Raw genomic sequence first — 13,644 nt, 5'->3', positions numbered from 1 at the left:
TTTAGATGAAATTTGAAAATGAAACGCAAAGTATTTTTATCAATGGGAAATGGCGGGCGGTTGATTCCCAGAATACGGACACGGTCTATAACCCGGCGACACTTGAGCCAATCACAAAGATTGCATCTGGTGGTAAGTCCGAAGCAACAGAAGCAATCCAGACGGCAAATAAAGCTTTTAAAACATGGAGTGAAATGACCGGACGGAAACGATCCCGTGTTTTGTACAAAGCATATGAATTGATGCTGGAAGAGGTGAACCGGCTTGGTGAAATTTTAACAACTGAGCAGGGAAAGCCGTTAAAAGAAGCAAAAGGAGAAATTAAAGGTGCCGCCAATTTTCTGCTTTGGTATGCAGAAGAAGCGAGCCGGGCATATGGGGAATGGATTCCTTCTTCCGTAAGTTCGAAACGGCTGCTTGTGATTCCGCAGCCGGTTGGCGTGGTCGGCGCCATCACACCATGGAACTTCCCTGCCTCTATGATAACGAGAAAAATTGCACCCGCACTTGCAGCAGGATGTACAGTTGTTTTGAAACCCGCTCCGGAAACACCACTGTCAGCAATTGAGATCGTCAAAATCCTGGAGCGTGCCGGCATGCCTGAGGGTGTCGTAAACCTTGTTACTGGAGATGCGGAACAAATTGGCACTGCAATGCTCACCAACAAAGATGTTAGATTGATAACTTTTACAGGATCCACTGAAGTCGGAAAACATTTGATGCGGGAAAGCGCAGATCATGTGAAGAAAATTTCCCTTGAACTTGGCGGGCATGCACCGATTATTGTGTTTGATGATGCCGACCTGGATAAAGCCGCTGCATTAACATTAGCGAGCAAGTTCCGGAACAATGGCCAAACATGTATTTGCGCCAACCGGATTTATGTACATGATTCCGTGAAGGATGCCTTCTCAAAAAAGCTGACTGAAAAAGTGAAACAGCTAAAAGTCGGAAATGGGCTTCATGAAGAAACAGATCTTGGTCCGCTTATCAATGAACAGGCATCGGAAAAAGTTCAAAATCAGCTGGATGATGCTGTGAAAAAAGGAGCAAATATTATTCATGGCGGCAAAAAGTGGAACGGCGGTATGGACGGTTATTTCTATGAACCTACCATTCTGTCAGCAATCGATGACGACATGCTTATTATGAATGAAGAGACGTTTGGCCCGCTTATGCCAATTCAAACATTTACAGATGAGGATGTTGCCATTGATAAAGCCAATGATACCGACTATGGACTCGCAGCATATATATTCACCGAAACAACTAACCGCGCCATTCGCGTATCCGAAAAACTTGAATACGGAATTGTCGGTGTAAATGATGTATTCCCTGCCCTGGCCGAGGCACCATTCGGCGGCATCAAACAATCTGGTGTCGGTAAAGAAGGCGGCCATTATGGCATGGATGAGTTTTTGGAGAAAAAATATATATCAATGGGGATTAAATGATTGAATCGCAATCTGGGGCGCTCACCGCGCGATTTAAGAAAAATAAACCGTACCACCAGCTATCAACTGGCGGTACGGTTTATTTTCTTGCGAATTCTTCATATTGCTTGTACAAATCATTTAAAGCGGATTCCAATGCATTGCCTGCTTTCCCCAAATAATGTTCTTTAACTACCTGAACCGGCCGCTCAATTCCATCCTGCAGGCTGTGTCCTCGTAACAGCTGTTGTACAAATTCACGGCCGTGTAATGTTGCCAGGGTGCATCCTGCTGTTACGATAACGCCATATTTCTTATCGATTTCGGCTGTGATTGTCAACGTGTCATAAATGCTTTTGGCAGCCATTCCGGATGGGAGCCGTGCGTGACCAGCGATAAAAACAGTATTCATTCATAGCTCTCCCTCTTAAACTAGAAATCCGGACCTCTGTATCCCAGCTTTCGGGAAATCGCTTCAGCAGTTTGTTTTGATTTCTCCTTGATCCATTCCAGATTTTCCTCTTCAAAATGGCTGGACAATCCGCTTACGGCCAATGCAGCGATAACCTTGTCACGATAATCGTATACGGGATAAGATATTCCGGTTGTATCGGCGTCCTGTTCCCCGACACTATAAGCATACCTATTTTCGCGGATTTTTTCCAATTGTTCCAATAACTGCTGCTTATTTATAGGCTGGTTATTCCGGTACAAGGTGTCTGCGGCCAAAATATCCCGCTGTTGATCCTGCGGCATATTTGCCAGCAACATTTTCGGACCGGATCCTGCATATAAAGGGGAGCTTTTACCTACTCGTGTGTTTAGACGAAGTGCTCTGGAACTGTCCACTTTTTCAATATATGTTGCCTCATTCTGGTTTACAATAACCAGGTGGATTACCTCATTAATTTCCTGTGCCAGCTGCTGCATATACGGGAATGCAATCGTGCGGACTTCCAGCTGATCAGCAACAATTTGCCCCAGTTCAAGCAGTTTTAATCCAAGGCGATATTTGCTGTCATGTTCGGTCTCTTTTGTTTTATACAAAAAATCACCGGATTCCAGTGATGTCAGCAACCGATATGCTGTTGGTTTCGGAATCCCTGCTTTGGACGCGATTTCCCTTAACGTTAATTCGGGAGTTTCCACCGTAAAAAAGTTCAGCAGATTCAATGCTTTCATGACACTTTGATTCATAGTCGATGCTCCTTGCTGCAATTACTTCTTTATATTAACTGAATTATATCCTATATTATAAGGGGCTGGGACAAAAGTGTGTTATCCAAAGAAAAAAACGAACAACCAATTAGAAAATGGAGCATCTAGCCGCTCCGGAAATATACTTCGCTTTCCGCGGGCAGCTGTTGAGCCTCCTCGTGCTGGGTGCTCGTCGTGTTGCAAGTGTTTCAATGAAGCAGCACTCCTCGCAACTCGAAGCATATTCGGTGGAAGTAGTGCTCGTCGCACTGCGGGGTCTCATCTAGGCTTTACTTCCCGCAGGAGTCTCCGTATATTTCCTACGCTAATTCTCTAATTGTTCGTCTTTTTAATAACACGTTTTGTAATGTCCCAGCCACTGCTTGTTAAATGCTTACTTTATCTTTTTCAGCAATTTCCGATTCATGGATAATCACGCCGCGCTTTTTCATTTCCTTCATGTATGGCTCACCGGGGACACACTGCTCCGGCGGGAAGACACCGCGTTTTGTAATTGTGCCGTTACCGATCATTTGTGCAACTGCGGAGATGGTATTCGCTGTGGCACGGGCCATGGCAGTTACGTTATTTTCTCTATCTTTATATGTCGTCATTTCATACTCGTATGTTTTTGGCTTGCCTTCCTTTTCTCCGTTCACTTTAATTCTTAAAAGTACCGCATCATCTTTATCTTTTAAATCGACAATTGGATCTAGCACTTTTAAAAGAACTTCCCTTGGATTGATTTTTTGACCGTTTACATCGACCTCATAATCCATTCTGGTCAAATTAAGATCAACGAGCAGTTTGAACTTATCCGCGTGCCCCGGATAACGAATTGTTTTATATTCAAGAGTCTTCAGATGCGGATAAGAGATGGATAATGTTGATGTTCCCCCGGATGTATGAAAGGCTTCAAGCGGACCGAACTTTTCAAAATGTACCCGCTCCACTTCAGATAAAGAAGGTATTTCCTGTTTAATTCCATCCCGGATAATTAAGGCAGGATCTGTATAATGATCGAATACCCCTTCCATGGAAAATACATGATTATACTCGAAAGGTGGTTCCGGACGTACTGGAATTCCCCCTACGTACAATTTTATTTCTTCCAGTTTATCAAGTTTGCCTGCGCCATGACCGGATAGAATATTAATCATACCAGGTGCTACCCCCAAGTCGGGAATTAAGGTTACACCGGCTTCAGCAGCCTCGTCTTGCAATTTTAGTACACGGTCTGTCATATGGCCGATATGACCACCCAGGTCTACTGAGTTCACACCCACCTTAATGGCGGTTTTGGCAACAACCTCATTAAACGAATAGAATAACGCATTAATAATTACGTCAAATTGAGTCATGTAGTTTGCCAATTCCTGCTCATCACTTGCATTAACTTTATAGGCTGTCAGTTTGGGAGAATTCAATTGATCACAAACCTGTTGTGCTCTTTCCAAATCGATATCTGCCAAACCGACAGCAGTTACTCCTTCACTTGCCGCCAAATCGCGGGCAGCTTCCTTTCCCATTAATCCAGATCCCAATACACCAATTTTCATGAATCATCCACTCCCTTAATTAAATTAATCTATCCTTTATGTTTGCCCCTTTCTTTGGTTGAACATGATTTTATTTACCGGAGGCACCGTGTTGAGCGGGCACCTCCGCTTTTCCAATTACTCTACATCAATTTGTGCGCGTTGGAGTTTGCCGCTGTAATCGATATAGACAGCTTTCCATTCTGTGAAGACATCGAGTGCCTGCACTCCTGAATCGCGGTGGCCGTTTCCGGTGCCTTTTGTTCCCCCGAATGGCAAATGGATTTCAGCACCGGTTGTGCCGGCATTTACGTAAACAATACCGGTATCCAGATCTCGCTGTGCCTGGAATACGCGATTGATATCGCCTGTAAAAATTGAACTGGACAGGCCGAATTCAACACCATTATTCACCTCGATAGCTTCTTCCAAACTATCAACAGGAATCAATGATACGACCGGGCCAAAGATTTCTTCCTGACCGATTCGCATGTCAGGCGTAACATCGGTAAAGAGTGTCGGTGCAAAATAGTTGCCATCCGTATACTTACCCCCATTCATGACATAACCGCCGGCAAGAAGCTTAGCTCCTTCATTTTTTCCGATGTCCATATATCGTTTAACTTTTTCGATTCCATCTTTATTAATAATCGGCCCTACCTTATTGGACTCATCCAGCCCATCACCGATTGTCAGTTTCTCCATTTCAGCGAGCAGGCGCTCCTCCAGTGTTTCCTTAACATCCTTATGAACGATAACTCTGCTGCAGGCGGTACAGCGCTGGCCGCTTGTGCCAAAAGCACTCCAAAGAATCCCTTCAACCGCAAGATTCAGATCAGCATCATCCATAACAATGACCGCATTTTTACCGCCCATCTCGAGAGAAACCTTTTTCAACTGTTGTCCGCATTCTGCAGCAATACCGCGACCGGTCTCATTCGAACCGGTGAATGAAATAACCCGGATATCCTTATGGTGGACCATTGCATCTCCTACCGCCGATCCTTTTCCGAATACAACATTGACAACACCTTTCGGCAAACCGGCTTCTTCAAAGATTTTAGCCAGTTCAAATGCCAGAATAGGCGTTTCGGTGGCAGGCTTCCAGACAACTGCATTCCCCGCCACAATTGCCGGAAATGACTTCCACGTAGCGATAGCAATGGGAAAATTCCACGGTGTAATAATTCCAACCACACCTACTGGACAGCGCTGGCTCATCGCAAATTTATCCTTCAGCTCGGATGGTGTTGTCTGCCCAAACAAACGCCGCCCTTCACCGGACATATAGAATGCCATATCAATTCCTTCTTGAACTTCTCCGCGTGCTTCTTCCAGCACTTTGCCATTTTCCATTGTCAGTAACTGTGCTAAGCGTTCCTTGCGCTCTTTCATCAGGGTTCCAACGCGAAGAAGCACTTCAGCACGCTGCGGGGCTGGAACAAGCGCCCATTCCTTTTGTGCCTTTTTAGCAGTCTGAACGGCCTTATTCACATCTCCCCCGTCAGACAACGGAACATCGACAATTGTCTTGCCATTCGCTGGATTAACAACAGCTGTATATTCCTTGCCTTCAACCCATTCACCATCGATAAAGTTCCTCAGTTTCTCTGTTTTCAATAATGCGTCCGTCATAACATAGCCCTCCCAAATAGTTTATTTCCTTTTCGCTTTATCGCGAATTTGCGTAATGGTGGATGTAACGGAAATCTGTTCTTTATCTGTAAAAATTTCAATTACGCACGGTTTATTAGCTTTTAATGCATGGGCAAATGTTTTTTTAAATTGATCAGGTGTTTTCACCTGATAACCATCTGCACCAACACTCTTTGCAAGATCCTGGAATGAGATATTCCCGAGATCAGTGGCAATCACTTTTTCCGGATAATGCTTTTCCTGATGCATCCGGATTGTTCCATACATCTGATTATTGAACACCAGACTGATAATCGGAATGTTGCAGCGGACTGCAGTTTCCAATTCGGAAAATGTCATCATAAACCCGCCATCACCGGACATAGACACAACCGTTTTGTCGGGAAAAGCCAGTTTGGCACCAAGTGCAGCAGGCATTCCGTAACCCATTGCTCCTGAAGTTGGACCAACATACGTATGTTTTTCGGTAAATGGATAAAATGCGTGAAGCCATCCCGCAAAGTTTCCGGCATCATTCGTTAACAGTGCATGTTTAGGAAGTGCCTCCGCGACCATTGCTATAATATGCTTGTTAAGCACATCATTATGCGAAACATGGAGCATGCTTGCTTTCTCGTAAGCGTCCCGCCGTTCATCAGCCCACTTCACCCATGAACGATTTATATCCATTTCAAACAAAACATGTAATGCTTCTTTTAAATCAGCTACAATACCTAAATCAGGTGCATACACTTTTCCAATTGTTTGCTGTTCAATATCCACATGAATCAGCTTTTTGTCCGGCGTAATAATCGTATAGTCCTGTGTGGTTACCTCCGACAGACGTGTTCCAAGTGCCAATATTACATCGGAATCATGCACTGTCTGAAGCACATTCGGATTTGTCCCAAGCCCAAGATGCCCTGCATATAACGGATGATCATTCGGAAAACAATCATGCCTCCTAAATGCGGCCATCACCGGTATGGAGAACTTTTCAGCAAATGCGATCAGTTCCGCTTCCGCCTGTGAACTTTTCACACCGCCACCTGCAATGATCAGCGGCTTTTGCGCTGCCGCAAGTAAAGCCTCCAAATTTTTCGCTTCCTGATCAGATGGTTTTGGCCTTGGCGTGACAGCGGATGGCCCGAAACGCATTTCGGCCTCCACCGGAAGTACATCTTCAGGAAGAGAAACAACAACAGGTCCAGGTCTCCCCGTCTGTGCAACCCGTAATGCACGCTGAACAAGTTCCGGCATGCGTTCCGGATCTTTCACCTCGACAGTCCATTTGGCAATATGGCCGAAGAACCGATCCAGATCCACCTCCTGAAAACCTTCTCTCCCTCTGAACTTGCTATGTACCTGCCCCAGAAATACAACCATTGGCGTTGAATCCTGAAAAGCTGTATGCACGCCAATAGATAGATTGGCAGCACCAACACCCCTTGTTGCAAGTACAATACCTGGCTTAAGAGAAGATTTGGCATAGCCTTCCGCCATAAATGCCGCACCACTTTCATGCCTTGCTGAAATGACACGAATGGCGTTTTCATCATGCAGGGCATCCAGCACAGGCAAATAACTCTCCCCGGGCACACAGAAAACATTGGATATTCCTTCAATCTGCAATGACTTAACAATTGCCCGGGCAGCAGACATTGTTTCGGTTCCAGCTACCGCTGAAGTTTTCATCCGTTCGTCACCTCTTTTAAATGGAGTCCTTGTATTCGTTGAATTACCTCATCCAAACGTTCTTCCGAAACGGACAACGAAATACGGACATAACCTTCTCCTTGCTTTCCGAATGTATTACCCGGTGTCACAATAACCCCCGCTTCATTCAATAACTTATCCGCAAACGTCATAGAAGTGAAACCTTTTGGAATCTTGGTCCATATAAAAATGGTGCCGTTCGGCCGCTCTGCCTGCATTCCGATTTTTCCCATCGCGCCATGTAGTTTTTTCATGCGTTTTTGATAAATCACATTATTTTTTCTGGAAGCGGAGAAGTCACTGTTCAAAGCCGCCGCAGCAGCTTTTTGCACCGGCAAAAATTGGCATGTATCTATATTGCTTTTTAATGCGGCAAGTGCTTGCACTACCTCTTTATTTCCAACCATATAGCCAATGCGCCAGCCAGTCATGGAAAAGGATTTAGACAATGATCCGAATTCGACAGCAACATCTTTTGCACCTGGTGCCTGCAATACACTTGGTGATGTATAGCCATTGAAGGTCACCATGTCATACGCGGCATCATGCACCAGCAAAAGGTCATTCTCTTCAGCAAACGTAACCGCTTTCATAAAAGTGCCGGCATCAACGGTTGCCGCCGTCGGATTCGATGGGTAATTTAAAAACATCGCCTTTGCTTTTTGCACAATTTGCTTATTAACCTGCCCGAATAATGGTACATACCCGTTCTCACGATCGAGCGGCAGTGAAACACTATCCCCGCCGGCCAAGTGAACGGCTGTCCGGTATACAGGATATCCCGGATCAGGCACCAGCACAGTATCGCCCGGGTTGATGGCCGCATGCATTAAGTTGGCTATGCCTTCTTTTGACCCGATAACCGCAAGTACCTCATTATCGGGATCCAAGTCCACGTTATACTGCCTTTTATAAAAGGCAGCCACCGCCTCTTTGAATTCCTGACATCCGCTATAAGTTGAGTATCGGTGATTTTCCGGTTTCTGTGCTTCTTCCGTCAGTTTATCAACAACAAACTGCGGTGCCGGCAAATCAGGGGCACCTATACCCAGGTCGATAACATCCATCCCTTCCGCCATGAGTTTCTTTTTCTTCCGCTGAAACTCTGAAAATAAATATGGCGGCAGATTTTTCACCTTCTCAGAAACAAAAGCCATCGCTCACCCACCTGTTTCATTTATTGAAATGCCATTTCATGTATCCGCTTACAGTATAAATCAACAAATGGGGATTTGCAATTGTTTAAAATAAACAGATTTCATTTTGCGATTGTATTACTTGCTGCATCCGTTTCTTTGGATTTTTTTATAACGGCATAGAAAATTACAAGGGCTGCTGCCACCATGGCGAGTCCAAGCCAAACACTGCCGGAAATGCCCAGGACAATGTATCCAAGCCCTGCTATTGCAGCGGCTGTAAAAGCATACGGTAATTGTGTTGTCACATGATCAATATGATGACAGCTTGATCCAGTTGATGACAGAATGGTTGTATCGGATATCGGGGAACAATGATCACCAAATACAGAACCGGCCAATACAGCAGCAAGCATTGGCAAAAGTAGATTAATATCTGTTGCTGCAGCAATTTGTCCTGCAATCGGCAGCAAAATACCGAATGCCCCCCACGATGTTCCGGTTGCAAAAGCAATAAACCCGGCCATGATGAACACGATTACCGGCAGCAATGTTAACGATAAATTGGATGATTGTACAACTCCGGCTAAAAATTCACCTGTTTCCAGTTCGCCAATTAAAAATACAATAGACCATGCAAAAATCAGGATCGTAAAGCCCGGCAGCATTGATTTTGCTCCTTCTGCCAATCCTGTGCCAAAATGTTTGCCGGACAATTTCCCCGGCCCCATATGAGGAAAGAACATGATAAAGGTAATGATAATTCCGGTTAAGCCGCCGTACAGCAATGATTTCGCCACAGCGGCAGCTCCAAAAATATCAACCAGCGATGCCCCTGCCTCGGACGCTTCCAATCCTGTCCAATACATAAACCCTACCGTTGCAACAAATAAAACGGCAATTGGAATCACCAGATCAGATACCTTCCCTGCATCACTTTCCGGCAGTTTTGATTCCACATCAACACTTTCCTTATGATTCGGATCCAGTACCTCACCTGTTCTTGCCGCCCGAACCTCGTGTACTTTCATCGGACCAAAATCTGCCTCTTTTAATGCAATTACAAGTACAACACCCAATGCAGCCCATACATAAAAGTTCATCGGAATCATCTGCATAAAAGCTCCAAATGCCGTAATATCTGTCAGCCCCTGTGCAGCAATAATAGTCCCGATTATCCCGATAATGTAGGCACCCCAGCTTGAAACCGGTGCAATCACACAAACCGGTGCAGAAGTAGAATCTACAATATATGCAAGTTTGGCCCGGGAAACACGGTGCTTGTCTGTAACCGGTTTGCACACCTGTCCAACTGTTAGACTGTTAAAATAGTCATCAACAAAAACAATGATTCCCAGCACCATTGTCATGAGCTGGGCACCGGCTCGGGTTTTAACACGACGGATCATCCAGTCACCGAACGCCTTTGTGCCACCCATCATACTGATGAATGCGGTGATAATTCCAAGCATTAGTACAAACAGAAGAATGTAGACGTTCCATGTATTCAGGGCTCCATCCGCCACAAATATCCCCTTAAATGATTGCCAGATCAGACCAAGTGTTTCAAAAATGTTAAAACTTGCAATAAATAATGCAGCTGCAACAATTCCAACACCCAATGACAACAGAACCCTTTTTGTAATCAGCACCATAATAATTGCCAGTAACGGGGGAACAATCGACCAAATTGTATTCTCCATCGTATGCCTCCTTTTTTCGTTAGGCTCTTTTTTCTGAAAGATTGTTGTTTTCTTTTGATTAATAGACTACGACCAATGTGAGATGCTATGACACCGCTCCGGAAATACACTTCGCTTTCCTCGGAAGCAAAAACCGCTTCCTGCGGGATCTTCAGCTGTTGCTTTTCCCGCGGGAGTCTTCGTGTATTTCCTACGCTGGACTATATCTTAAATACTATAAATCCACTACCTTTTTTGCGTCGCAGTTTATAAATCATGTGTAAAACAACAAAGAGCCTTTCTTTAAGACTGATTCCTTTTTCTATGGCAATGGCTTTCCTTATTATGCCCGCATCTAACCCTCCTCCCCTTGTCCGATAATTTCTTCCCGCTAACGATAAAATTCGATGCGGATATTTCAAAATCCTTTTTATTATGAAAAAATATTTTTAATACAATTTGCATGTTAAGATAAAAATAGATTACTAAATTTCTTTGGATGGGGTGTTAAAATCTTGAATCTCGAAAAATCCTACGCAACTTACCTGGATGAACAGGATGTCCTAAAAACCTACCGCAATGAATTTTATAACCGGAATAACATCATTTATCTTGACGGCAATTCACTTGGACTACTTTCAAAACGCGCTGAAAAAGCAGTTGATCATATGATGCAGTCTTGGAAACAGTATGCAATTGATGGCTGGACCGAGGGAAATAATCCGTGGTATTACCTTTCCGAGCAACTAGGGAAATTATCGGCACCATTGGTTGGTGCTTACAGCGATGAAGTGATTATAACTGGCTCAACAACTACCAACCTGCATCAATTAACCGCCAGTTTCTATAAACCTGAAGGAAATAGAACTAAAATTCTTGCTGATGAGCTGAATTTTCCTTCTGACATTTATGCATTAAAAAGCCAATTAAAACTAAAAGGATATCATCCGGATGAGCATTTCATCCAGGTGAAAAGCAGGGATGGAAATACCTTTGAAACCCGGGATATCATTGACCAGATGACCGATGATGTTGCATTAATTGTTCTTCCGGGGGTACTGTACCGAAGCGGTCAAATTCTTGATATGAAAACACTGACAAATGAGGCGCATAAACGCGGCATTCTTATTGGTTTCGATTTATGCCATTCCATCGGGGCAATTCCGCACCATTTGACTGAATGGGACGTGGATTTTGCTTTCTGGTGTACCTACAAACATTTGAATGGCGGTCCGGGCAGTGTTGGAGGATTATATGTAAATCGGAAACATTTCGGCAATAACCCCGGTCTTGCCGGATGGTTCAGTTCCTCCAAGGAAAAACAGTTTGATATGGAACACACCCTGACGCCAGCTGCAGATGCAGGAGCTTATCAGATTGGTACGCCGCATGTACTGAGCGCCGCTCCATTGCTTGGTTCACTGGAAATGTTTGCGGAAGCCGGCATGAAACAGATTCGAACCAAATCACTGCAGCTTACCCAATATCTGATGAAACTGATTAAAGCGGACTTAACGGAATATGGTCTGGAAATCGCCAATCCAATTGATGATGCTAAACGCGGCGGGCACGTTTTCCTTGTACATCCGGAAGCCGCAAGAATCTGTAAAGCATTAAAAGCGGAAGGCGTCATCCCCGATTTCCGCAAACCGAATGGCATCCGGCTTGCACCGGTTGCCCTATATAATACATTTGAAGACGTTTGGGAAACTGTTCAAATTTTAAAGACCATCCTAAAAGAAGAACGATATAAACAATATGAAAACAAAAGGGGAATCATTGCATAATGAAAAATGCACAATGGATTGATATATCGCAGCCGCTGACAAATGACATGGCCCATTTTCCGGGTGATACACCATATGATTATTCACTGACCTTTGCCAAACAAGATGGCGGTCCGGCAAATGTCGGTCAATTAACAGCCAGTCTCCATACCGGAACACATGTCGATGCACCATTTCATTACGATTCAGCCGGGGAAACAATCGACCAGCTCGCACTCGATTTGTACATTGGCCGTACAAAGATCATAGACGTCAGCCATACTGACAACATTACTGCTGATGTATTGGCTGCGTTTGATTTGGAAGGGGTGGAGCGCCTGCTTTTACACACTTCCCTACCCAATAACCCGAAGCGCTTTCCGAAAAAATTACCGGAACTTGACCCGGGTATTGCCGCGTATTTGCACGAAAAAGGTGTGAAATTACTTGGTGTTGATATGCCATCAGTTGATGCTCCTGACAGCAAAGAACTGGCAACCCATCATGCCCTGCATGACAATGGGATTTATATAATGGAAAATCTAATGCTTGATCAGATACAACCGGGGATGTATGAGCTGATTGCACTGCCGCTTGCACTTCATGGAGCTGACGGAAGCCCGGTTCGTGCCGTGGTAAAACCGCTGAAAGGGAGCGAATACAATGACTGACCAACGCTTTAAAAATGAAAAAGAAATTCATACGGATTTTCTGAAAAAAATGACGTACGGCGATTATTTGCAGCTTGATCAGCTTTTATCCAGTCAAAAACGGCTTTCTGATCATCATGATGAAATGCTGTTTATTATTATTCATCATGTCAGTGAACTGTGGCTAAAGCTGATCATCCATGAAACCCGGGGAGCCATTGAGGCAATCCAAAAAGATGATTTGCGTACTTCGTTTAAAATGCTTTCCCGCGTTTCCAAAACACAGGCGCAGATTATTCAGGCATGGGATGTATTATCAACAATGACACCGGCCGAATATATGGAGTTTCGCGACAAGCTGGGCAATGCTTCCGGTTTTCAGTCCTATCAGTACCGTCTGGTAGAATTTGTGCTTGGCTATAAAACGCCGCATATCCTGAAAATTTATAAAAAGAACCCGGAAATCCATTCGATTTTGGAGGATGCCTATCACAAACCAGGGCTGTATGATGTGGCAATTCATGCACTGGCTCGGCATGGTTTTGACATCAGTGATGACGTATTGAACAGGGACTTTTCCAAAACATACGAAAAAGATGCATCCGTTGAAGCAGCCTGGATTTCCGTATACAAAAACGTCTCAGACCATTGGGAGCTATATGAGCTTGCAGAAAAACTGGTTGATATCGAGGACTGGTTCCAGCAGTGGCGTTTCCGGCATATGAAGACAGTCGAGCGGATTATCGGACATAAAAAAGGAACAGGCGGCTCATCCGGTGTCGGATACCTGAAGCATGTCCTTGACCACTATTTTTTTCCCGAATTATGGGATTTACGATCCAAGATATAAATCAATCGTTGCATATACCTCAAATATGTTATACTAAAAAA

At 44.4% G+C, this 13,644-nt stretch carries 11 protein-coding genes; 4 read left to right on the top strand and 7 right to left on the bottom strand.

Annotation, left to right across the window (positions count from 1 at the left end; translation table 11 throughout):
- The first annotated feature begins 5 nt into the window (after positions 1-5).
- The gene (locus tag B1K71_RS03130; RefSeq protein WP_077324536.1) at positions 6-1,454 is read left to right on the top strand and encodes an NAD-dependent succinate-semialdehyde dehydrogenase; all 1,449 of its coding nucleotides are present in this window, start codon (positions 6-8) and stop codon (positions 1,452-1,454) included.
- 79 nt (positions 1,455-1,533) lie between these two features.
- Here B1K71_RS03130 and B1K71_RS03125 read toward each other — a convergent pair whose 3' ends face one another.
- The 7 genes from B1K71_RS03125 to B1K71_RS03095 form a co-directional block, all read right to left on the bottom strand.
- Positions 1,534-1,845: a DUF3870 domain-containing protein gene (locus B1K71_RS03125; RefSeq protein ID WP_077324535.1), complete on the bottom strand. Its 312-nt coding sequence runs from the start codon at positions 1,843-1,845 to the stop codon at positions 1,534-1,536.
- 20 nt (positions 1,846-1,865) lie between these two features.
- A complete protein-coding gene (locus B1K71_RS03120) occupies positions 1,866-2,630 on the bottom strand; it encodes an IclR family transcriptional regulator (protein ID WP_077324534.1) in 765 nt (254 codons plus the stop codon).
- Between the two features lie 386 nt (positions 2,631-3,016).
- Positions 3,017-4,189 (bottom strand): saccharopine dehydrogenase family protein, encoded by a 1,173-nt coding sequence (locus B1K71_RS03115; protein WP_077324533.1) that lies wholly within the window; start codon positions 4,187-4,189, stop codon positions 3,017-3,019.
- Between the two features lie 117 nt (positions 4,190-4,306).
- Positions 4,307-5,803 (bottom strand): aldehyde dehydrogenase family protein, encoded by a 1,497-nt coding sequence (locus B1K71_RS03110; protein ID WP_077324532.1) that lies wholly within the window; start codon positions 5,801-5,803, stop codon positions 4,307-4,309.
- Positions 5,804-5,824: 21 nt separating this feature from the next.
- Positions 5,825-7,498 carry a thiamine pyrophosphate-binding protein gene (locus B1K71_RS03105; protein ID WP_077324531.1) on the bottom strand — a complete coding sequence of 558 codons (1,674 nt, stop codon included), beginning with the start codon at positions 7,496-7,498 and terminating at the stop codon, positions 5,825-5,827.
- A complete protein-coding gene (locus B1K71_RS03100) occupies positions 7,495-8,676 on the bottom strand; it encodes an LL-diaminopimelate aminotransferase (protein WP_077324530.1) in 1,182 nt (393 codons plus the stop codon). The genes B1K71_RS03105 and B1K71_RS03100 overlap by 4 nt, the downstream gene beginning before the upstream one ends.
- Before the next feature lie 101 nt (positions 8,677-8,777).
- Positions 8,778-10,358 carry a Na+/H+ antiporter NhaC family protein gene (locus B1K71_RS03095; RefSeq protein ID WP_077324529.1) on the bottom strand — a complete coding sequence of 527 codons (1,581 nt, stop codon included), beginning with the start codon at positions 10,356-10,358 and terminating at the stop codon, positions 8,778-8,780.
- 494 nt (positions 10,359-10,852) lie between these two features.
- Here B1K71_RS03095 and kynU point away from each other — a divergent pair, with 494 nt between their 5' ends.
- The 3 genes from kynU to kynA are packed head-to-tail and all read left to right on the top strand — an operon-like array spanning position 10,853 to position 13,603.
- Positions 10,853-12,124: a kynureninase gene (gene kynU / locus B1K71_RS03090; RefSeq protein ID WP_077324528.1), complete on the top strand. Its 1,272-nt coding sequence runs from the start codon at positions 10,853-10,855 to the stop codon at positions 12,122-12,124.
- Complete coding sequence (gene kynB / locus B1K71_RS03085; protein ID WP_077324527.1) at positions 12,124-12,774, top strand: arylformamidase; 651 nt, start codon at positions 12,124-12,126, stop codon at positions 12,772-12,774. Before kynU ends, kynB begins: the two co-directional genes overlap by 1 nt.
- Positions 12,767-13,603, top strand: coding sequence for a tryptophan 2,3-dioxygenase (kynA, locus tag B1K71_RS03080; RefSeq protein WP_077324526.1), 837 nt, complete (start codon positions 12,767-12,769; stop codon positions 13,601-13,603). The genes kynB and kynA overlap by 8 nt, the downstream gene beginning before the upstream one ends.
- Positions 13,604-13,644: the final 41 nt, after the last annotated feature.

It is taken from the genome of Virgibacillus siamensis (genome assembly GCF_900162695.1).
Lineage (GTDB): Bacteria > Bacillota > Bacilli > Bacillales > Amphibacillaceae > Lentibacillus > Lentibacillus siamensis_A.
This window is presented reverse-complemented; position numbering and strand designations above follow the sequence as displayed.